General features: G+C 35.5%; 22 protein-coding genes, 1 tRNA gene and 1 pseudogene. 20 read left to right on the forward strand and 4 right to left on the reverse strand.

The genetic code is table 11. The features are described from left to right. Positions 1-36: 36 nt before the first annotated feature. Positions 37-672: a TIGR02452 family protein gene (locus tag CP357_RS06625; RefSeq protein WP_098036871.1), complete on the reverse strand. Its 636-nt coding sequence runs from the start codon at positions 670-672 to the stop codon at positions 37-39. Positions 673-806: 134 nt separating this feature from the next. Here CP357_RS06625 and CP357_RS06630 point away from each other — a divergent pair, with 134 nt between their 5' ends. The 5 genes from CP357_RS06630 to nagA all read left to right on the forward strand — a co-directional run bounded on the left by CP357_RS06630 (position 807) and on the right by nagA (position 3,895). Continuing rightward, positions 807-1,403, forward strand: coding sequence for an Rpn family recombination-promoting nuclease/putative transposase (locus CP357_RS06630; protein WP_233187228.1), 597 nt, complete (start codon positions 807-809; stop codon positions 1,401-1,403). A 37-nt stretch (positions 1,404-1,440) separates the two neighbouring features. Further along, complete coding sequence (locus CP357_RS10565; RefSeq protein ID WP_233187229.1) at positions 1,441-1,635, forward strand: hypothetical protein; 195 nt, start codon at positions 1,441-1,443, stop codon at positions 1,633-1,635. Positions 1,636-1,772: 137 nt separating this feature from the next. After that, positions 1,773-1,845: transfer RNA gene (locus CP357_RS06635), tRNA-Thr, on the forward strand. Between the two features lie 165 nt (positions 1,846-2,010). Continuing rightward, the gene (locus CP357_RS06640) at positions 2,011-2,724 is read left to right on the forward strand and encodes a GntR family transcriptional regulator (protein WP_098036872.1); all 714 of its coding nucleotides are present in this window, start codon (positions 2,011-2,013) and stop codon (positions 2,722-2,724) included. 16 nt (positions 2,725-2,740) lie between these two features. Next, positions 2,741-3,895 (forward strand): N-acetylglucosamine-6-phosphate deacetylase, encoded by a 1,155-nt coding sequence (nagA, locus tag CP357_RS06645; protein ID WP_098036882.1) that lies wholly within the window; start codon positions 2,741-2,743, stop codon positions 3,893-3,895. Between the two features lie 58 nt (positions 3,896-3,953). Here nagA and CP357_RS06650 read toward each other — a convergent pair whose 3' ends face one another. The 3 genes from CP357_RS06650 to CP357_RS06660 form a co-directional block, all read right to left on the reverse strand. Next, positions 3,954-4,190 carry a hypothetical protein gene (locus CP357_RS06650; RefSeq protein WP_233187230.1) on the reverse strand — a complete coding sequence of 79 codons (237 nt, stop codon included), beginning with the start codon at positions 4,188-4,190 and terminating at the stop codon, positions 3,954-3,956. Then, positions 4,174-4,572, reverse strand: coding sequence for an iron-sulfur cluster biosynthesis family protein (locus CP357_RS06655; RefSeq protein WP_087175864.1), 399 nt, complete (start codon positions 4,570-4,572; stop codon positions 4,174-4,176). The genes CP357_RS06650 and CP357_RS06655 overlap by 17 nt, the downstream gene beginning before the upstream one ends. 97 nt (positions 4,573-4,669) lie before the next feature. Further along, the gene (locus CP357_RS06660; RefSeq protein WP_025006070.1) at positions 4,670-4,870 is read right to left on the reverse strand and encodes a hypothetical protein; all 201 of its coding nucleotides are present in this window, start codon (positions 4,868-4,870) and stop codon (positions 4,670-4,672) included. 111 nt (positions 4,871-4,981) lie between these two features. Here CP357_RS06660 and CP357_RS06665 point away from each other — a divergent pair, with 111 nt between their 5' ends. From CP357_RS06665 to gtfA, 15 genes and pseudogenes are all read left to right on the forward strand, one after another. Continuing rightward, positions 4,982-5,374: a hypothetical protein gene (locus CP357_RS06665; protein ID WP_087300945.1), complete on the forward strand. Its 393-nt coding sequence runs from the start codon at positions 4,982-4,984 to the stop codon at positions 5,372-5,374. 29 nt (positions 5,375-5,403) lie between these two features. After that, positions 5,404-6,276 carry a metallophosphoesterase family protein gene (locus tag CP357_RS06670; protein ID WP_098036873.1) on the forward strand — a complete coding sequence of 291 codons (873 nt, stop codon included), beginning with the start codon at positions 5,404-5,406 and terminating at the stop codon, positions 6,274-6,276. Positions 6,277-6,827: 551 nt separating this feature from the next. Continuing rightward, on the forward strand, positions 6,828-7,502 hold the full coding sequence (locus tag CP357_RS06680) for an SLAP domain-containing protein (protein WP_098036874.1): 675 nt from the start codon (positions 6,828-6,830) through the stop codon (positions 7,500-7,502). Between the two features lie 139 nt (positions 7,503-7,641). Then, a complete protein-coding gene (locus tag CP357_RS06685) occupies positions 7,642-8,700 on the forward strand; it encodes an SEC10/PgrA surface exclusion domain-containing protein (protein ID WP_098036875.1) in 1,059 nt (352 codons plus the stop codon). Between the two features lie 69 nt (positions 8,701-8,769). Further along, a complete protein-coding gene (locus CP357_RS06690; RefSeq protein ID WP_098036876.1) occupies positions 8,770-9,348 on the forward strand; it encodes a histidine phosphatase family protein in 579 nt (192 codons plus the stop codon). Then, on the forward strand, positions 9,349-9,936 hold the full coding sequence (locus tag CP357_RS06695) for a histidine phosphatase family protein (protein ID WP_025006064.1): 588 nt from the start codon (positions 9,349-9,351) through the stop codon (positions 9,934-9,936). It abuts the gene before it with no gap. A 65-nt stretch (positions 9,937-10,001) separates the two neighbouring features. Next, positions 10,002-10,661, forward strand: coding sequence for a putative quinol monooxygenase (locus tag CP357_RS06700; protein WP_098036877.1), 660 nt, complete (start codon positions 10,002-10,004; stop codon positions 10,659-10,661). Positions 10,662-10,712: 51 nt separating this feature from the next. Continuing rightward, positions 10,713-11,393 (forward strand): glycerophosphodiester phosphodiesterase family protein, encoded by a 681-nt coding sequence (locus CP357_RS06705; protein ID WP_087363308.1) that lies wholly within the window; start codon positions 10,713-10,715, stop codon positions 11,391-11,393. 39 nt (positions 11,394-11,432) lie between these two features. Beyond that, positions 11,433-12,404 (forward strand): annotated as a pseudogene (locus CP357_RS06710) (LacI family DNA-binding transcriptional regulator). 199 nt (positions 12,405-12,603) lie between these two features. Beyond that, on the forward strand, positions 12,604-13,893 hold the full coding sequence (locus tag CP357_RS06715) for a sugar ABC transporter substrate-binding protein (RefSeq protein WP_098036878.1): 1,290 nt from the start codon (positions 12,604-12,606) through the stop codon (positions 13,891-13,893). A 20-nt stretch (positions 13,894-13,913) separates the two neighbouring features. Next, positions 13,914-14,798, forward strand: coding sequence for a carbohydrate ABC transporter permease (locus tag CP357_RS06720; protein WP_013085935.1), 885 nt, complete (start codon positions 13,914-13,916; stop codon positions 14,796-14,798). Continuing rightward, positions 14,791-15,648, forward strand: coding sequence for a carbohydrate ABC transporter permease (locus CP357_RS06725; RefSeq protein WP_087300924.1), 858 nt, complete (start codon positions 14,791-14,793; stop codon positions 15,646-15,648). The genes CP357_RS06720 and CP357_RS06725 overlap by 8 nt, the downstream gene beginning before the upstream one ends. Next, on the forward strand, positions 15,648-16,940 hold the full coding sequence (locus CP357_RS06730) for a glycoside hydrolase family 32 protein (RefSeq protein ID WP_098036879.1): 1,293 nt from the start codon (positions 15,648-15,650) through the stop codon (positions 16,938-16,940). The genes CP357_RS06725 and CP357_RS06730 overlap by 1 nt, the downstream gene beginning before the upstream one ends. Positions 16,941-16,954: 14 nt before the next feature. After that, positions 16,955-18,061 carry an ABC transporter ATP-binding protein gene (locus tag CP357_RS06735; protein WP_098036880.1) on the forward strand — a complete coding sequence of 369 codons (1,107 nt, stop codon included), beginning with the start codon at positions 16,955-16,957 and terminating at the stop codon, positions 18,059-18,061. Positions 18,062-18,182: 121 nt separating this feature from the next. Further along, complete coding sequence (gene gtfA, locus CP357_RS06740; RefSeq protein WP_098036881.1) at positions 18,183-19,625, forward strand: sucrose phosphorylase; 1,443 nt, start codon at positions 18,183-18,185, stop codon at positions 19,623-19,625. Positions 19,626-19,763: the final 138 nt, after the last annotated feature.

Below are 19,763 nucleotides of genomic sequence, written 5' to 3' on the forward strand. Positions count from 1 at the left end.
GGAACCGTACGTCCGGTGCAATGAGAGGGGCGAGAATTAAACTCCCTCTACTCTATTGAAACCAAAAACGCCGGCTCCCCATGCTCCTAGGATAAGGTGAGCAACGTGCTGACTCTCCGCAATTTGTTTTACGAAGGTCATCCGATTTTGTAAAGTTAGACAAGCATTTCTATACGAAATGCCGGATAGTTTTACTTGAGTGTAATTTGGAGCTGCACAGGAGATGATATCCACCTGTGCATAAATCTTGGGATGTGCAAATAAGATGTTAGGTGAATAAAGAGCGCGATTTTTATAAAGTGAATGGTTAATATGAGCATTATTCCATTTGTAGTAAGTTTGTTCAAATGGCGCAAGACACTGATAAAGATCAGATTCAAGGCAAAGTGCTTCCTCTTGAGCAACGATGCCGCGCAAGTATCCGCCACCTGCTTCTAGGTAATCCGCGAAGTTAAGTGCAGCTGTTTTTTCAGTTTGCCAATTAGAATGTGAAATTGCAGTAGCAGTATCTGTTGGCGTGAAACATAACTGTGGATAAGTTGAAGATGATAGAACTGAAAATGTGGGTTGATCATTGTAGATAGTAGTGTTATCGACAGTTTCTTGGATTTGCTGTGCATAAAACTTGGTCATTTGTTCATTGTGAGCTTTGATTTTAGGGATGCTGTACATGTTAGTTGCCTTCTTTTTAGTAAATATTGTATTTTCTAAATATAAGTATGAATTTTTGAAAAAATTTTGCCAACTTTTTGCGTATTAAATAGTGAAGGGGATTTTCTCTTACATTATTAGAAAGTTGGTGTGTAATGAAAGAAACACACAAAATTCAGCCATGGTATGGCTTCTCAGAGGATCAAGTTTTTGGCGAGGTGATGGCTAATTCAGATTTTTGCCGTTATGTTTTGCGGACAGTGACTGGAATTACTGAAATTTCAGAGATTTTTTCACCGGAAAAGCAAAAAGAAATCAAGGATCCGTCGCATAAAACACAGAAAGATGTCCGATTGGATGTTTCTGTTGAAGATCATGAGCATAATCTTTATGATTTGGAGATGCAAGTTAAGGACAAGAAGGATCTAGGTCGGCGCATTCGCTATTATATTTCGAAGTATGATCAGCGTTATACTTTGAATAAAGGCAAGACCTATCGAGATATGAAAAAAATAACGATAATTTTCTTTTGTATGTTTGATCCATTTAAGCAAGGCAAAATTCGGTATTCTTTTCATTGGACTGAAGATTCTGATCAAACAATTAAATTGTCTGCGGGAATTGATATCATTATAATAAATGCTAAAGGAAAACCTAACGGTGAAAGCAATGACCTGTTAGGATTAGTTGATTTGATCAATGATCGTCCAGTGCATTTAAACAAATACTTTGTGGGCACAAAAGAAAATTAAAGAGTTAAATGATAATCCAAAATGGAGGGACAAGATTATGGACTACGAGACAAGACTTTTAGAAGAAAAACAAGAGGGCAAAGAAGAAGCTACAATTACTGGTCTTAAGAAGTTGATCACTGTATTAAAGAATTTAAGCAGTCCTTATGATCAAATCTTGCATCAATTAGAACTTACATATGGTGATCAATTCACTAAAAAGGAATTAGAAGATTTTATTAAACAAGCTTAGTAATAAAAGATGTTGTTTACACAAAAACAACATCTTTTTAATTAAATTTAAAATATACTATCACATCACTAGATGAAATATGCTTCTCTAATTGCATGGAATCCACACTTTTGGTATAATTCTAGTGTTGTGAGGTTGCTGAATTAGCTCAGTCGGTAGAGCGTCTCCCTCGTAAAGAGAAGGTCGGCAGTTCGATTCTGCCATTCAGCATCAGAGTACTAACAAAAGACCTGTAATGAATCCCGGCTTTAGGAGTTGAGTATTCATGCAGGTCTTTTTTTGCACCAAAAATAACTGGTTATAACCACTTTGCAGAAAGCTCTTTCATGATATAATTTTACTTAAAGTGGTACTAACCAGTTAGAAGGTGAGTAAATGAAAAGTCCACTTTATAAAGAATTGATGAACCAACTGGCTTCACATATCAAAAAAGATTATCAACCTAATCAGAAGCTTCCGAGCGAACGAGAACTAGTTGAAATGTTCAAGGTGAGCCGTAGCACTGTGCGTTTAGCACTTAATGAATTGGAAGAAAAGGGTTTAATTTATCGTTTGCATGGTAAAGGGACCTTTGTTACACCAACTTTTATCAAGCAGCCGAACTTAGGTAGCATGTATTCTTTTAGTAGCCAGATGGAAGGCGAAGGCAAGGAAATATCTACTAAAAATATTTCTCTTAAATTGTGTACACCAGAAAAAGAAATTGCAATGCAATTGAATCTTGCGTCAAATGATCAAGCGTATGAATTGATAAGATTACGTTTGGCTGATGGTGAGCCGTTAGTGTATAACCGCACTTATTTGCCAGAGAAGATTTTTCCTAATTTAACTTTAGATGATTTGAATCAAGGGACTTTATATGGAACTTTGAAAAAGAAATATCATCAAATTAGTGTATTGGCATTTGAAGATGTACAAGCAGTTAATCTGACTAAAGAAGCGGCTCAACTTCTTCATGTTAAAGAAAATACGGCTAGTTTAAAAATTAACCGTAAAGCAATAAATGATAAAAACATCCCGATCGAGTTTACACAAGCACTCGCTCGCGGAGATAAATTTGTATATAGATCTAAGCAATATAATGAATAATATGAGGAGAAAAATGATGACATATTTCATTCATGCAGATAAATTCTTTTTAGAAAATAAAACTGAAATTGGTGGTTATTTAGAAGTTGATGATCACGGAAAATTTGGTTTTTATTATCCAGAAGATGAAAAGCCTGAAGGCAAGATTGTCGATTATACCGGTAAATGGATTGCTCCTGGATTAGTTGATACTCACATTCACGGTTTAGTTAATGAAGATTCTATGAAGAGTGACTGGGAAGGAATCAACAAGATTTCTGAAGGTTTACTTAAGGCAGGTGTTACTTCATGGCTTCCAACTACGATTACTGATAGTGATAAACATTTAATTGAAACTTGTGAAAAGTATGCAGCACATAAGGGTGAAGAAACTGGTGCTAAAATTCAAGGCTTACACTTTGAAGGACCTTACTTTACTCCTAAACATGCTGGTGCAGAAAATCCTAAGTATATGCGTGATCCTTCAATTGAAGAGCTTCGCCGTTATGAAGAAGCTTCTGACGGGATGCTAATTAAGATGTCGATGGCTCCAGAACGTAAGGGTTCCAAAGAATTTGTTCGTCAAGCAGTGAAAGACGGCATCATCATTTCATTAGGACACTCAGCCTCAGATTATAAGGATGCCATTGCATGTGTCGAAGCAGGTGCTACTATGTTTTGTCATACTTATAACGGTATGGAACCAATGTCACAACATGCTCCTAACTTGCTTGGAGCCGCATACTCTGCTCGCTTAGTAACCGATGAATTAATTTGTGACGGTCACCATGTATTGGAACCAACTGTCAGAGCTCTAGTACGTGCTAAGGCCCCAGAACATATTTGCTTGATCACTGACTGTATGCAAGCGGGACTCATGCCAGATGGTGATTACATGTTAGGTGAATTGCCAGTTTATGTAAAAGATGGTATGGCTCGTCTAAAGGATGGCGATAACTTAGCAGGTAGTATCTTGTTGTTGAAGCAAGCTGTAAAGAATCTGGTTGATTGGAACGTTGTTACTCCTGAAGATGCAATTATGATGGCATCATATGTTCCGGCACGTTCAATTAATAAGCTTGATAAATGTGGTTCAATTAAGCCTGATAAGCCAGCTGATTTCATTGTTTTGAATCCAGACATGACTTTGAGTGAGACTTATTTGGATGGTGTATCTAGATATAAAGCTTAAAATATTATTTTAGATAGAAAAACAGGTATGCGTTGTCATGATGCATACCTGTTTTTGATTAGATTGATTTTTTAATTACTGCTTGAAGTGCACGTTCCTTCAGTTTATCAGTATCGATATCAGTCTTTTGTTCATAGCCTCGAGCTAAAACATCACACAAATATAATTGCGATACTTGTCCTGAAACCGAACCAATGTTGGTAAATTCACCAACTGCCGTTTGCAGGCGTGCATCCCCAGTTAAATAAATCAATAAAAATGCCAAAAGTTTTTCATTATTAGCAGCGCCATTCAACGCCAGTCATTTTAACATTTTTGTTAGCCTTAATTAGGGCAGCACCGTTGCCGATTTCAACGCCGCCATCTAAGATTCCTTCATCGGAGCGAAGGTTAAGGCTGCCAGCATTATAATCCATCACCATGTTTGGACCCATCAAGGTCATATCATACTTAGAAGTATAAATTTTAAGTCCTTGATCATTGTCTAATTGAACAGGATAGTCCGGATCTTTTTCATCAACCCAAATAATTGAAAAATGTGAGCCAATACTGCAGCCGCCACCCTTGATGGAATATTTGCCGCCGCCATCATCGGTAATTAAGATTAAGATTTTATCAGCAATTTCTCTTCTTTTTAAATAATCTAATGCGGAGTCAGTAAATGTGATTTTTAGCATATTCGTTACTTCCTGTCTAAATCTCTTTACTTGTCAACTAGATTATACAAGAAAAAATTAGATAAGAAATTGATTTAGATCAAGAAAAGCTAACTTTTTAGTCGCCCCAGATGACGATCATTTCTTGCCATTCGCCACTTTGACCGATATTACGAAATTCTAAATTGAATACTTTGGCGTTCATATGGTTTTCTTGCCATTTTTCATAAGCTTCATTAGGCATATCTTCAGTTGATTGATACTTAAAAGAATCAACGTGTAAATTTTTAGCTAAAATAGCATTTTTATCATTAAACATAACAATCACTTCTTTTCATATATTATTGTAGTCGATTTTCTAATGGTTGATACAAAAGCAGCTTATAATAGAAGTAAGAAGAAAATGATGTAATAGAAGAGAGGAAGAGCGATGCCACTTTGCCAATTATTTATTGATAAAAACAAATCACAATTTATGTTAATGAAAATGCCTGATGAAGTTACACCTGATAATTATCAAGGTTGGGTAAGTCAAAAAGAAGCTGAGAGTACTATTCAAGCATTTGAATTCCCTCAAAAGTTGCTAGATCAAATTGCTATGGAATATTTAGACGATAGTCAAGGGAGCGCCCCATATGAGGCTAAATATGTCTTAATGAAAGCGTCTGATGAAAATGTATTATTTGTTTCTAGCTTGGAATTAAGTCGTAATGGCGATGAAAAAATGGATGTAATTAGAAATGGTTTATTAATTGTGTTTGATGAAAACGAATTGCAACATTTTAGTGATGTTTTGCAAAAAGCGTGGAATGAAACAAATTAATAGTCTAAAAAAGATAAGAAGGGGTAAGAATGACCCGTAAAATTGTTGATCAAACTTTTGAAGATGATCAGAAAAAGGATAATTATATTTTTATTTCTGACATTCATGGCAATTTAGAGACAATTGATTTAATTGAACAAGCCAAGAAAGACTATCCATTAGCTCAATTAGTTACCGGTGGTGATTATATTGATGGACGTGAACATGTTAAAGAAGTTTTGGATTATTTAATAGATCAGAAAAACCAAGGTGCCCTTGTTTTATTAGGTAATCATGAACAAATGATGCTTAATTTCGCTGAAGGAACTGAGCATCAAGATGGAATCTGGTTCTATAACGGCGGTGGGAAGACTTTAACCAATATATTTGGCCGGACGCTTTTGCCCGATGAAGTTAGAGAAAGTAAATATTATCGTTTCTTAAAATCATGTCCGACAATGTATGATACACCGCAGATTATTTTTGTTCATGCGGGTGTGCGCCCTGATGAAAAATATAATGATCCCACTACATACAATAAGGTAGTTTATGGTTTGAAGTTTGATTATGACTTTTATCGGATTTGGGCACGAGAAGAATATTGGTATTCTGATCAAGCGGAAAAAATGATTGCCCATAATCGAACTGGTAAAACAATTGTGACGGGTCATACGCCTACAGCTGCTTTAGAAGGTAAATACGATGATGGGCGAAAAATGAAGCAACTACAAAATGATGACTGTATTGTTAGAAAAATGCAGTATCCAGGTGAACCAGCCAGAATTTTTACTGATGGTGGATCACATTCTGATCCTTTAATTTATCCACATAATGATGGCAATGTTGTAGTACTTGATGGAAACGGTGAGATTGCTCGCGTTTATAATTGGAAAAATCCACAAGGAACAAAGTTTGATGAATAAGAAAAAGCATCCCGATTGGGATGCTTTTTAGATTTAGAGATCAAAAATATTAATTAGTCTTCAACTTTCTTAGCTTCGTTCATAGCCTTCATGATTGAAGGGTTCTTTGAGTGACAATCTTTGATCATTTGTAAATCTTCTTCAGTTAACTTAACTTCGTATTTAGTCATGATTTATTCCTCGCTTTTATTTAAAAATACATTTTTACTATAGCACTTAACTTTCTAACTGGAAAGAATCTATTTTGTTTGCAGCAATATTTCAGCTTGTTAAATACGAACATGCTTTTGCACATAGCAAGTTAAAAATAAAAGTGCTAGAAACCTTGATAGATCAGTATTTTGTATTATCTAAATAAATTTACACTAATGTTACAAATGTTACAATAATGTCATATTAAGTAATGTTTTCTTAATGATTGAGTGATATTCTTGTTATGGTTCTGAAACGAAAAGCTTGTAGTATATACGATATCAATTGAATACAGACAGACGAATAAGTGAAAATTCGTTACTTATATTATTTTTTATAACTTTAAGGAGAGAATTTTTTTGAAGATTAAATCTATCTTAGTTAAGTCAATTGCAGTAGCTGCTATGTCAGTTACAGGTTTAGTAGTAGCAAACAACGCAGGTTCAAACACTGCACAAGCTGCTATCGTCCAAAACGATGCAAGCGTAGTAACTGTAAACTACGTTTCAAATAACTCAATCAACGTATACAACAACTATGAAAACCCAGTAGCAACTGGTCAAACTTTAGCAAGCAACACTTCATGGAAAGTTATTAAGACTGCATACGACTCAAAGGGTCACAAGTGGTACGACTTAGGTAAGAACCAATGGGTTCGTGCTAAGTACGTAACTATTGGTTACCACGCAGCTGCTACCCAAACTCAAACTACTGCTCAAGCTTCAACTCAAGCTCCAGCACAATCACAAACTCAAAATACTCAAACTGCTTCAAATACTAGCGCTTCATCATACACTTCAAACGCATCAGGCTCAGAAGCAAGCGCTAAAGCTTGGATTGCTAGCCGTGAATCAGGTGGCTCATACAGTGCTTCTAACGGTCAATACGTAGGTAAATACCAACTTTCAGCTTCATACTTGAACGGTGACTACTCAGCTGCCAACCAAGAAAGAGTTGCTGACCAATACGTACAAAGCCGTTACGGTTCATGGACTGCTGCTAAGTCATTCTGGCAAGCAAACGGCTGGTATTAATCAGTTAAAAACTAAATAACAATTGAATAATAAAAAGGAGGCACTTTTCCAGATTCGGAGGGGTGTCTTTTTTGTAATTTAAAAGACTACGATATAATAAAACTATAATGATGACAGTGCCTAGAAAGTGAGGACAATTATGAAAAAGAAAATAATGGTGACATTGCTCACTAGTGTCTGTTTAATGGGACCAGTTGGCATGCTTACGCAAACTCATCCTCAAGTAGTGCAAGCAGCCAGCAAAGGTAAACTGCGAGTAAAAGGAAATAAGAAAGTACGTCTTTATACCAATCGTGGTAAAAAATCTAAATATTACGCTTATACAAGCAGAACATATTCTTATTCTGCTAAGAAATATCTAAAAATTGGCAAGAAAAAGCATTTAGCTTATAAAATTGGTAATAACTCACATTGGATTTTAGCTAAGAATGCCAAATTGGTGAAGAAGACGGTTGAAAGATATAGTCAAGCCGTTATTAAGTTGCCAAGTGGTTATACACGTTCTGAACTATTAGAAGCATATAAAGGCCACCCAAGTGAAGAATTCATTGCCGCTTCGATGAAGGGCATGGAAGAAAATAATTTCTCACGCATTGCCACAGGTGAAACTGCAAGCGATAAAAGACTTATCAATCCAGACAAGCTTTCTGCAAGTGAACAACATGAATTAGCTGATTTTTCGTTAAGAGTAATTAATAGTGCTCGTGAACAATTAGGTCTTGAACCTTGGATTTATAGCACTGGCACGCAAGAATTAGCTGATGATATTGCTAAGGAATATGAAGAACACGGCCGTAGCATTAAAGATCAAGGACATTATGTGGAAGGTATTGTTAAAGCTTGTCAAAAGCATGGTCTTGAACTAGATGATAACTATGTAGAAGATATGGCCGGCTTTACTATTAATAAAACTACTATGCCAATGGGTGAAATGAAGCGCAACGTTTACTTTGGCTTAAAACAAATGATTTTTGGTTTTGCCGGATCTGGTGAAGATGAGCGTAAAAACAAGTCTTTGTACCGCGAATGGGAACATGCAGGTGACTTGTTCAATACTCAAGGATCAAGTCATGATGGCGATCATAATTATTATGGCTTTAGTATTTCTAAGACGGGTAAGATTTATTCAATGCACTTCATTAGCGTTCCAACTTTTATTGTGGGAAGTGAAAAGTACAACACCAACTTTAGGCCGTAAAAGTTAAATTAAGCACGTATTAAGCGTGCTTTTTTGATATGATAGATAAAAAATACTACGGAGGAAGCAATGAAAAAAACTTTATATTTACTGCGACACGGACAGACATATTTTAATTATTATCACAAGGTGCAAGGAAGGTGTGATTCTCCATTAAATGAGATGGGAATTCGTCAAGTAGAGATGGCACGCGACTACTTCCAAAAAAATAATATTCATTTTGACAAGGCTTTTTCATCAACCCAAGAACGTGCTTGTGACACTTTGGAGATTGCTACAGATCATCAAATGCCATATAAGCGATTAAAGGATTTGCGTGAAAAATGTTACGGTATTTTTGAAGGTCGAGATGAATTTTTGCTTCCTTGGAATTACAATAATCCTAATGTTGATCCAACTATGGAAAAGGACGAAGATGTTGTTAATAGAATGCATCGTGCAGTTGTGGAAATTTTAGACAACATCAACGATGGCGAAACCGCATTGATTGTTGGCCATGGTGACATTTTGGCCAAATATGTAAGAGATGTTGCTGATCCTAACTTTGCTGGTTTTGCTAATGCTTCTATTGTTAAGTTGTCAGTTGATGGTAAAAATATTCATTTGGATAAGTATGTATGGCCTGCGGAGGGTTTGAAACAAATTTAAATGGCGATAAATTTATATTTAGTACGACATGGACAGACATTATTCAATGCCCAACAAAGAATGCAAGGTAGCTGTGACTCTGCTTTAACTAAGTTAGGTATTAAGCAGGCTGAAGCTTTGCGTGATTATTTTAAGAAAAAGCAAATAGTATTTGATAAGGCTTATTGTTCAACGCAGGAGCGCGCTAGTGATACGCTAGAAATTATTGTTGGTCCTGAAATGGATTATGAACGTTTGAAGGATTTAAAAGAGAAAAATTATGGACCATTTGAAGCTAAGAAAAACTTTTGGTGGCCGCTTATGAAGTTTAGATCCGGTTCAATGGAAGATAATCGTGAAGTGGTTGAACGAATGGAGCGCGGAATTAATTTGATCTTGCGGGATGCCAAAGACGGCGAAAATATTTTAGTAGTCGGTCATGGCGATAGCATGAGTCGGTATATTCGTGAAAAGGCTGGCAACCACAGGTTCCATGGCTTTCACAATGCTGAATATGTTCAACTGAAGAGCAACGGACATGAAGTTGAATATGTAAAAAGCTGCTGGCCTGCTAAAAAATTAAAAATTGAACAATTGACTGAAAAATAAAGAGTTCATTTTTTTACATTAGCTTATAATTAAGTATGTAAAGAATAAAAAACGAGGCAAGAAAAATGGATGAAACACCAATTTTTAAAATTACTAAATTAAATATTGCAGAAAATGATCGCGATGAATATATTCGCAAGGCTGAAAAGTATATGCGCGATTCTATCCCAGCTGAAGAAGGAACTTTAGTAATTGGCAGCGCTCATGATGATGCTAAGGGTGAAGACAATTACAAGATCGAATTATTCCGTAACAAGGAAGCTGAAGACGTGCACATCGCATCAATGTCAGCAGTAGATTTTGAAGAAACTGTAGATAGCATTAGCACTGACAAGAAGATCATCAACTTAAAGCCAGAAGTAATCACTACTCATGCACAAAAGGCTTTGAACAGCTATGCAGATAATTTCGTTATGCGTCTGGTAACTGTTGAAGTTAAAGAGAAAGATGCTGAAAAATTCTCACATTCAGTTAAGAAGGAAATGACTACCAGCATTGCATCTGAACCAGGTATGGAAATTATGATGTCAGGTACTAACAAGGATAATCCTAACGAATGGAACTTTGTTGAAGTTTATGCAAACGATGACGCATATGATAAGCATGTACAAAGTCCTCAATATAAGGAATATATTGAAGAAACTGATGGTATGGTTATTAGAAGAGATGTTAAGACTCTTGTACGTGATGCATTGGCAACTCAAGGTGCAATTGTGTTAGATTAATTTTGAAAAAGGGATGCTGCCGTAAGGTGGTATTTTTTTGTAGGGTAAAATATGACAGAAACAATTATTTTTGCTCACCGAGGCTTGCCGGTGAAGTTTGCAGAAAATTCTTTAGAAGGGTTTCGCTATGCAGCAAAGCATGGTGCAGAAGGCGTTGAGTTTGACGTGCATATGACTAAAGATAAAGTCCCCGTAGTTATGCATGACGAAGAGATTGATCGGACAACTGATGGTAGTGGCTATATCAAGGATTATACGTTGAATGAGATCAGGAAGTTTCATCTGAAAAATGGTGAGCCTGTACCTATGTTGAGAGAACTTTTTGAAATTTTGCAGGATAAAGATTTGTACATTAACTTAGAGTTCAAGACTAATAAGATTCACGATAAGGGAATCGAAGCTATTGTTTTGGCACTGGTAAAAGAGTATCGCTTCGTGCATCCCATTATCTTTTCGTCTTTTAATTATCAAACGTTAAAAAACTGCCAGCAAATCGATCCGCATCGGCAATATTGCTTTTTAACCAAAGTTCCGGTTATTTTTCCACAAAGATTTGTTAGAAAAAATCATTTTGCGGCAATTCATCCACATTGGTACTTGCCAAGCAAAATTACACAGCGCATTTGGACTGTGGATAATCCTAAATTGGCTAAAAAATATATGAAACGCGGCGTAGCAGGCATTTTTACCAACAATTTTGAATTAATGAATCAGTTGAAAAAAGATTATTGAAGTATAATGAAAAAGAAAGTGAAAAAAGAGGTGATAAAAGTGACAACTATGAAGGATGTTGCTCAAAGAGCAGGGGTAGGAGTAGGTACGGTTTCTCGTGTGATTAATCATGTGCCAGGAGTTAAAGAAAGTACTCTAGTTAAGGTTAATCAAGCAATTAACGAATTAAATTATATTCCAGATGAATATGCTAGAGGATTGAAGACCAATTCCTCAAGAGCCATAGCTCTTATTTTGCCTTCAATTTGGCATCCATTTTTCTCAGAATTCGCTTATTATGTAGAAAAACGTTTAGATAATGAAGACTATAAAATATTATTATGTAATTCTAACGGTAATCCAGCAGAAGAAGCAAAATATATTAAGATGCTGAAGCAAAATAAAATTGATGCAATTATTGCGATTACCTACAGTGATATTGGTCAATATATTTATTCCAATATTCCATTCGTTAGTTTAGACCGTTATTTTGATAAAAAAGTATCTTAGGTTACATCGGATAATTATGAAGGCGGAAAATTAGCTGCTAAAGAATTGCTAGAGCATGGTGCTAGAAACTTAGCTTATGTTGGTAGTCATAGTAAATGTCTTAATGGGACTATGCTAAGAAGAGATGGTTTTAGAGATTATCTCGAGGATATGGGAATTGATTATAAAGAGATCTTTTTGCAAGAACCTGTAAAAGACTTTACACCGTATCTTTTAGAGATGTTAAAAGATAATCCAGAAATTGATGGAATTTTTTGTCATACTGATTCATTATTGCTGAAATTAAGAAAAATTTTGAATCAACATGGATATAGAGTTCCTGAAGATATTCAATTAATAGGATTTGATGGGATGAATTTGTCCTCAGATCTTCCATTAGGGATATCTACAATTGCCCAACCTGTTAAGCAATTGGCCAATGGTGCAGTTGACTTAGTTTTACGCAAAATTGCGGATCCTAGTTTGAAAAATGAAGCTAAAATGTGCCCAGTAAGATATGTTGATGGAAATACCACAAAATAACTGTTGACAAGTTATGAAAGCGGTATTATTTTTTAAATGTAAGTTGAAACGTTTCCAAAAAAGGAAATGAAAATAGTTTTGTGCTAATAATTATTTTTTTAAGGCAAAAATAGAAACGTTTCAATTAATTAGAATTATGTTAGAGATAAGAAGCGTTTTATTTTTTAATAGAATTGAAACGTTTCAAAGGAGAGAGACTATGAAAAAGTGGAAATTAGGAGTTGCAACAGTTGCCGCTATTGCAGCACTAGGTTTAGCAGGATGTAGCAATAACCAAGGGAGCAGCAACAGTAAGAACGTGACAATGTGGGTACACGTTTCAAATACTGACCCTGAAGGTAAGGCTCTTCAAAAGAATATTAATGACTTTAATAAAGAAAACAAACACGGCTATAAAGCCAAAGTTCAATTTATTCCACGTTCTGGTTCAGGTGGTGGTTATGAAGATAAAGTTAATGCCGCTTTGAACTCCGGAAGTTTGCCAGATGTTTTAACTTTGGATGGTCCTAACACTGCTGCTTATGCTCATTCAAAGATTATTCAACCAATTGATAAATATATTACTAACAAGAAAGATATCTTACCAACCATTATTAAACAAGGTACTTACAAAGGTAAGTTATATGCCGCTGGTTATTCAGAATCAAGTATTGGTTTTTACTACAACAAGAAAATGTTTAGAGAAGCCGGGATTAAAGATTCTGAAATTGCTACTTTGAAGCATCCATGGACTTGGACTCAATTTAAGAGTATTTGTAAGAGACTTAAGAATCACTTCCACGAACCAGCAATTAACATGAGCTTGAACGACCACTCAGAAATGGCTCTTTATTCATTAGCACCATTTGTATGGTCAGCAGGTGGTAGCATCACTAACCCTGCAGGTACTAAAGCTGTAGGTTACTTCAACTCAAAGCAAACTACTTCAGCCTTTCAATTAATTCAAGACATGGTTAAGGATGGTTACACTACTATTTCACCAAAGGACAAAGGCTTTGAAACTGGTAAGTACGCAATGATGATGACTGGTACTTGGGAAGTTCAAACATTGCAAACCCAATACAAGAATTTGCAATGGGGCGTAATGCCATATCCTGTATCTCCAGCTACTCATAAGGAAGTTTCACCTACTGGTTCATGGCAATACGCAATGTCTTCTGCAGCTAAAAACAAGAAGGCAGCTGGTGCTTTGATTAACTTCTTAATGAGCAAGAAGTGTATGTACCGCAGTGACATGGCTAACACTGTTTTGCCAGCACGTAAGAGTGTATCAAAGATGATGATGCCTAAGGTTAATGCTCAAATGAGATTCTTCATTAACCAAAATCAAACTACAGGTCACGCTCGTCCAGTCTTAGTAAACTATCCACAAGTAACTAGAACATTTGCTGATACTGTTCAAAACGTAACTTTGTACAAGAAGAACCCTAATGTTCAAAAGGTAATGGACGAACAAGCTAAAGTTATTCAAAAGTACCTTCAGAAATAGAGAAGTAAAGGGGAATCTTTATGCAAGCTAAAGGTATAAAGAGACAGATCGGATGGCTGTACGTTTTCCCAGCAATTCTGATTCTGTTAACATTTTTAATCATTCCGTTCCTGATGTCATTTAGCTATTCTTTTACGAACTATAACATTTTGACACCATGGGCTAAACAATATGTAGGTTTTACAAATTACATTAATACTTTTAAAGATCCCGTATTTCTACAAAGTTTAAAAAACATTGCACAATTCGTCATCTTTATTATGCCAATTCAGGTTGGTGCAGCTTTAGGATTAGCTTTAATTGTTAATAAAAAGAGACCTGGAAATACATTTTTTAAGATTTCATTCTTTGCACCACAAGTTGTTTCATTAACTGTTGTTTCTATTCTTTGGATGTACATTCTTAATCCAGATCAAGGTTTGTTAAATGGTATTTTAGGTATTTTCCATATTAAACCTCAACCATTTTTGACTTCACCTAAACAAGCTATGTTTGCCATCATTGGGGTATCTGCTTGGCAAGGTGCTGGTTATCAGATGCTAATCTTCTTAGCAGGATTACAAAATATTCCAGATTCACTTTATGAAGCAGCTGAACTGGATGGCGCTAATGGTTGGCAAAGATTTTTACACATCACATTGCCAATGCTTAAACCAACTTCAATCATGATTTTAACGACTACTTTCATCAGTGCATTCAACTTGATGATTCAGCCAATGATCATGACGCAAGGTGGACCCGAAAACGCCACAATGACACCAATTTACTACATTTATCGTACTGGTTTTACTGACCGTCAATTAGGTTATGCAAGTGCTATGAGTGTAATCTACGGCATTATCATTATTATCTTTACTATTATTCAAAGAAAGATCACAAACGCCGGAGGTGACGAGAATGCATAAATTTATGACACGTAGAAGGTTTCATATAATTTGGACCACGGTGTTAATTACAATTTTAGCTTTATTCTTCTTGTTCCCATTGGTTTGGATGATCGTTTCTTCAATGAAACCTGAATCTCAAATTTATGCCAACATTAGTAACTTTAAGGCGTTCTTACCTTCAGGCAATATCTCTGATTGGGGCAAAGCTTATGTAAGCATCTTCCATAGATTCCCAGTAATGAGATACATTTTAAACAGTGTATTTTATGCAACAAGTGTAACGATAGGTTCAATTGTAGTAAATGCTTTAGCTGGTTATGGTTTCGCAAAATTCAACTTTACAGGACGCAAACTACTCTTTGGTTTATTAATTGCATTATTGGTTATCCCAGGTACTACACTTTTAATTCAGCAATTCCAAATTGCTAAAACTATTGGTATTTTGAATACGCCTTTGGCAGTTATTTTGCCAGGTATGTCTAGTCCATTCTATATTTACATGTTTAGAAATGCTTTCGCAGCAATTCCAGATAGTATTACAGAAGCTGCTGAACTAGATGGGGCAAGTAATCTAAGAATTTTCTGGAATATTCTTTTGCCAATGACGCTTCCTACAGTTGCGACAGTTGGAACGTTATCATTCATAGGTAGTTGGAACGACTATGTATGGCCATTAATGGTTTTGACCAATTCTGATCAATTCCCACTACAAGTGGCTATTACAAATATTAACAGCACGAACCCAGTTTACATGAATCAAGTTATGGCTATTTTGACCATTTCTACTGTTCCTTTGGTTTTAGTTTATATCTTCTTCCAAAAGTACCTTACTCAAGGAATGGGTTCTGCAGGTAATGGTGATAAATAATGAAAGAAAATTCTTACTTATATGAAAAAATAAGAAAAATTGATAATGATGAATTGCGACCACTTTTTCATTTCACCGCTCCAGTGGGTTGGATCAATGATCCTAATGGATTGATTCATTATAAGAATTACTGTCAACTATATTATCAATATAATCCTTATGCCCCACATTGGGACAACATGCATTGGGGACACGCTCGCAGCAAGGATGGTCTTCATTGGGAAGACATGCCGATAGCGATGAAACCTGATCATCAATATGATAAAACCGGTATTTTCTCTGGTTCTGCTATTGAAAAAGACGATAAGTTATATGTCCTTTACACGGGACATGTGGATGAAAATGATCAAATTACGGAAACTCAATGTGTAGCTGTTTCGGATGATGGTGTTGATTTTAAGAAATATGAAAATAACCCAGTAATGACGGTAGCAGATTTGCCTGGAGAAACAGACGAAAGCAACTTCCGTGATCCTAAGGTCTTTAAGCACGGTGACAAGTATTATTGTGTGGTTGCCGCAGCACTTGAAAAACATGGTAGCTTAGTTTTATTTGAATCAGACGATTTGCTTCATTGGTCATTTAAATCTGTTTTGCTTCAAGGTGAAGAATACGGCATTATGACCGAATGTCCCGATTACTTTAATATTAATGGTCAAGATTATTTAGCCTTTAGTGTAATTTTAGGCGATGGCAGAAATAGTGTTGTTTATCTTGCTAAGGGACATATGGATTGGCAAAACTTTAAGTTTAAGTTAGAAGAACAACATCGTTTAGATGATAGCGATGACTTCTATGCTTCTCAAAGCTTTGTAGATGAAAAAGACAATCGAATTATTATTCCTTGGTTGAGAAGTGCTGATCATGTTAACTATCTTGAAGAATCCGGTCATCTTTGGAACGGTATGATGGGGATCCCAAGAATGCTGACTACAATTAATGGTCAATTAATCCAAAAACCAATTGGAACAATAAATGATATGTCATTATCTGACAGTCAAGATATTGATTTAGGCAGTTATAAATTAACTGAAGAAATTCCTATTGATCATAGTTTGATATTAAAAGGCGATAATGGTGAGATTCACATTACTCGCAAAAAAGAAGATCAATATGTAATTGAAATTCATTCACCTGTATTTATTAAAACTGTTTCATGGCATCCAGATAATCATAAATTGACATTGGTGATTGATAATTCGAGCTTTGAACTCTTTAGTCAAAGTAAGACTTTAAGTATTGTTACTTTTGTTGCTGGAATAAAACAAGCAATGCTTAAAAAGGTAAATTAGCAAGGAAATGAAAAATGACAGAAGTAGATTTAAACCATATTTATAAAAAATATGATGGCAATGACAAGTATTCTGTAAATGACTTTGATTTGCACATCAAAGATAAGGAATTTATCGTTTTTGTCGGTCCTTCAGGTTGTGGTAAATCAACAACATTAAGAATGATTGCCGGTTTGGAAGATATTACCGAAGGTACGCTTGAGATTAATCATAAAGTCATGAATGATGTTGCTCCAAAGAACAGAGATATTGCGATGGTTTTCCAGAACTACGCTTTGTATCCACATATGACTATTTATGACAACATGGCCTTTGGATTAAAGCTTAGACATTATTCTAAGGAAGATATTGATAAAAAAGTAAAGCACGCAGCTGAAATTTTGGGTTTGACTAGCTATTTAAAGAAGAAACCCGCAGCTCTTTCAGGTGGTCAACGTCAGCGTGTTGCTTTAGGACGTTCAATTGTGCGGGATGCACCAATCTTCTTGATGGATGAGCCTCTTTCAAACCTTGATGCTAAATTACGTGTATCTATGCGTGCAGAAATTGCTAAACTTCATCAAAGATTAGGTACGACAACAATTTATGTTACTCACGACCAAACTGAAGCTATGACTTTAGCTGATAGAGTAGTAGTTATGTCAGTAGGTAAGGTACAACAAATTGGTACGCCACTTGAAGTTTACAACAAGCCAAAGAATATGTTTGTAGCCGGTTTTATTGGTTCACCACAAATGAACTTCTTTAATGTTCATTACAAGGATGGCCGTATTTCCGATGGTAAAGGCTTAAACATTGGCATCCCAGAAGGTAAGGCAAAGATGCTTAATGAGAAGGGCTATAACGATAAGGACATCGTATTTGGCATTCGGCCTGAAGACATTCATGCTGAGGAAGCATTCTTGGAAACGTGGCCTGATGCTGTAATCAGTTCAACAGTTGTAGTTTCCGAATTGCTTGGTGCTACAATTCAACTGTATCAAAAAGTCGATGGTACTGAATTTGTAGCCGATGTAAATTCACGTGATTACCACAAGCCAGGTGATCATGTAAAGATGGGCTTCGATGTTAATAAAGCTCACTTCTTCGATAAAGACACTACAATGGCTATTTACAATTAATAATTTTCTCTCCCCCCTAATTTTTGAAAAACAATTCGACATAATCCTCGATGATCAAAAATATTTATAGGTTCGATCTTTTCCCGAAGATTGAACCTATTTTTGTAAAGAAGGTTTAAAAATGAAATTACAAAATAAAGCGATGTTGATAACTTATGCAGATAGTTTAGGTCATAATTTAAAAGATTTATCTTACGTAATGGACCATTATTTTAAAAAGGCGATTGGTGGCATTCACTTATTGCCAATTTTCCCATCAAATGGTGACCGTGGCTTTTCGCCAACACGATATGATGTGGTTGATCCTAAATTTGGCTCTTGGGAAGACGTTGAAAAATTAGGTCAGCAATATTATTTGATGTTTGATTTTATGATCAATCATTTATCCAAGCATTCAGCTTATTTCCAAGATTTTGAGGCTAAGCATGATCAGAGCAAGTATAGTGATTTGTTCTTAAGCTGGGATAAGTTCTGGCCTGCTGGTCGACCAATACAAAAGGATATTGATTTAATTTATAAACGTAAAGCTAAAGCTCCATATCAAGATATTGAATTCAAAGATGGCAGTCATGAAAAGATGTGGAATACTTTTGGCCCCGATCAAATGGATTTGGATGTAAGAACTAAGACCACTCAAGAATTTATTAAGAATAATTTGCAAAATTTGGCTAAGCATGGTGCTAGTCTGATTCGTCTGGATGCTTTTGCTTATGCCATTAAAAAACTAGATACCAATGATTTCTTTGTGGAGCCTGAAATTTGGTCATTGCTTGAAGAGGTAAATGATTATTTGAAAGACACTCCAGCAACGATTTTGCCAGAAATTCATGAGCATTACACTATGCCATTTAAGGTGGCTAAGCATGGCTACTTCATCTATGACTTTGCTTTGCCAATGGTCTTGCTATATTCACTTTATAGCGGTAATAGTATACAATTAGCTAACTGGTTAAAGAAGTGTCCAATGAAGCAATTTACTACGCTAGATACTCATGATGGGTTAGGGGTAGTTGATGCTAAGGATGTCTTGACCGATGAACAGATTGATTATACAACCAAAAAGCTCTATCAAATTGGCGCAAATGTTAAGAAGAAGTATTCAAGTGCTGAATATCATAATTTGGATATCTATCAGATTAATACTACTTATTATTCTGCATTAGGTAATGATGATAAAAAGTACTTCCTTGCTCGGTTATTGCAGATCTTTGCACCAGGTATTCCTCAAATTTATTATGTTGGTTTGCTTGCTGGTGAAAATGATATTAAATTGCTGGAAAAGACTAAAGAAGGTCGAGACATTAATCGTCACTATTACGAATTAGATGAAATCGAAAAACAAGTTCAAAGACCAGTGGTTAAATCATTAATTAAGTTATTAGAATTCCGCAACTCCGTGCCAGCATTTGATTTGAATGGATCAGTTGAGGTAGAAACGCCTAGTGAACATGAAATTGTGATTACTCGAATAAATAAGGATAAGACAGAAGTAGCTAGTGCACATGTAGATCTTGAAAATTTGACTTATCAAGTTAAATATAATGATCAAGTATTTGTATTTTAGGCAAAAAAGCCATTGTCTGCTCTTAATGGCATTTTTGTTTAACACTTAGTGTTGCACTTCAATTTTAAATCCGGAAAGAAATTTTTTCCTGAATTGTCAAATTAAGTGCAACAGTTAGGCTATGAAGAAATATATTGC

Origin of the sequence: Lactobacillus sp. UMNPBX6 (assembly GCF_002553975.1) — a bacterium.
Taxonomy (GTDB): Bacteria; Bacillota; Bacilli; order Lactobacillales; family Lactobacillaceae; genus Lactobacillus; species Lactobacillus gallinarum.

What these genes read in the sequence shown, in the direction of transcription:
- nagA (WP_098036882.1), top strand. Translation starts at nt 2,741, where the DNA reads ATGACATATTTCATTCATGCAGATAAATTCTTTTTAGAAAATAAAACT.
- CP357_RS06720 (WP_013085935.1), top strand. Translation starts at nt 13,914, where the DNA reads ATGCAAGCTAAAGGTATAAAGAGACAGATCGGATGGCTGTACGTTTTC.
- CP357_RS06665 (WP_087300945.1), top strand. Translation starts at nt 4,982, where the DNA reads ATGCCACTTTGCCAATTATTTATTGATAAAAACAAATCACAATTTATG.
- CP357_RS06705 (WP_087363308.1), top strand. Translation starts at nt 10,713, where the DNA reads ATGACAGAAACAATTATTTTTGCTCACCGAGGCTTGCCGGTGAAGTTT.
- gtfA (WP_098036881.1), top strand. Translation starts at nt 18,183, where the DNA reads ATGAAATTACAAAATAAAGCGATGTTGATAACTTATGCAGATAGTTTA.
- CP357_RS06655 (WP_087175864.1), bottom strand. Translation starts at nt 4,572, where the DNA reads ATGCTAAAAATCACATTTACTGACTCCGCATTAGATTATTTAAAAAGA.
- CP357_RS06725 (WP_087300924.1), top strand. Translation starts at nt 14,791, where the DNA reads ATGCATAAATTTATGACACGTAGAAGGTTTCATATAATTTGGACCACG.
- CP357_RS06715 (WP_098036878.1), top strand. Translation starts at nt 12,604, where the DNA reads ATGAAAAAGTGGAAATTAGGAGTTGCAACAGTTGCCGCTATTGCAGCA.
- CP357_RS06690 (WP_098036876.1), top strand. Translation starts at nt 8,770, where the DNA reads ATGAAAAAAACTTTATATTTACTGCGACACGGACAGACATATTTTAAT.
- CP357_RS10565 (WP_233187229.1), top strand. Translation starts at nt 1,441, where the DNA reads ATGGACTACGAGACAAGACTTTTAGAAGAAAAACAAGAGGGCAAAGAA.
- CP357_RS06640 (WP_098036872.1), top strand. Translation starts at nt 2,011, where the DNA reads ATGAAAAGTCCACTTTATAAAGAATTGATGAACCAACTGGCTTCACAT.
- CP357_RS06670 (WP_098036873.1), top strand. Translation starts at nt 5,404, where the DNA reads ATGACCCGTAAAATTGTTGATCAAACTTTTGAAGATGATCAGAAAAAG.
- CP357_RS06625 (WP_098036871.1), bottom strand. Translation starts at nt 672, where the DNA reads ATGTACAGCATCCCTAAAATCAAAGCTCACAATGAACAAATGACCAAG.
- CP357_RS06735 (WP_098036880.1), top strand. Translation starts at nt 16,955, where the DNA reads ATGACAGAAGTAGATTTAAACCATATTTATAAAAAATATGATGGCAAT.
- CP357_RS06630 (WP_233187228.1), top strand. Translation starts at nt 807, where the DNA reads ATGAAAGAAACACACAAAATTCAGCCATGGTATGGCTTCTCAGAGGAT.
- CP357_RS06660 (WP_025006070.1), bottom strand. Translation starts at nt 4,870, where the DNA reads ATGTTTAATGATAAAAATGCTATTTTAGCTAAAAATTTACACGTTGAT.
- CP357_RS06685 (WP_098036875.1), top strand. Translation starts at nt 7,642, where the DNA reads ATGAAAAAGAAAATAATGGTGACATTGCTCACTAGTGTCTGTTTAATG.
- CP357_RS06695 (WP_025006064.1), top strand. Translation starts at nt 9,349, where the DNA reads ATGGCGATAAATTTATATTTAGTACGACATGGACAGACATTATTCAAT.
- CP357_RS06700 (WP_098036877.1), top strand. Translation starts at nt 10,002, where the DNA reads ATGGATGAAACACCAATTTTTAAAATTACTAAATTAAATATTGCAGAA.
- CP357_RS06730 (WP_098036879.1), top strand. Translation starts at nt 15,648, where the DNA reads ATGAAAGAAAATTCTTACTTATATGAAAAAATAAGAAAAATTGATAAT.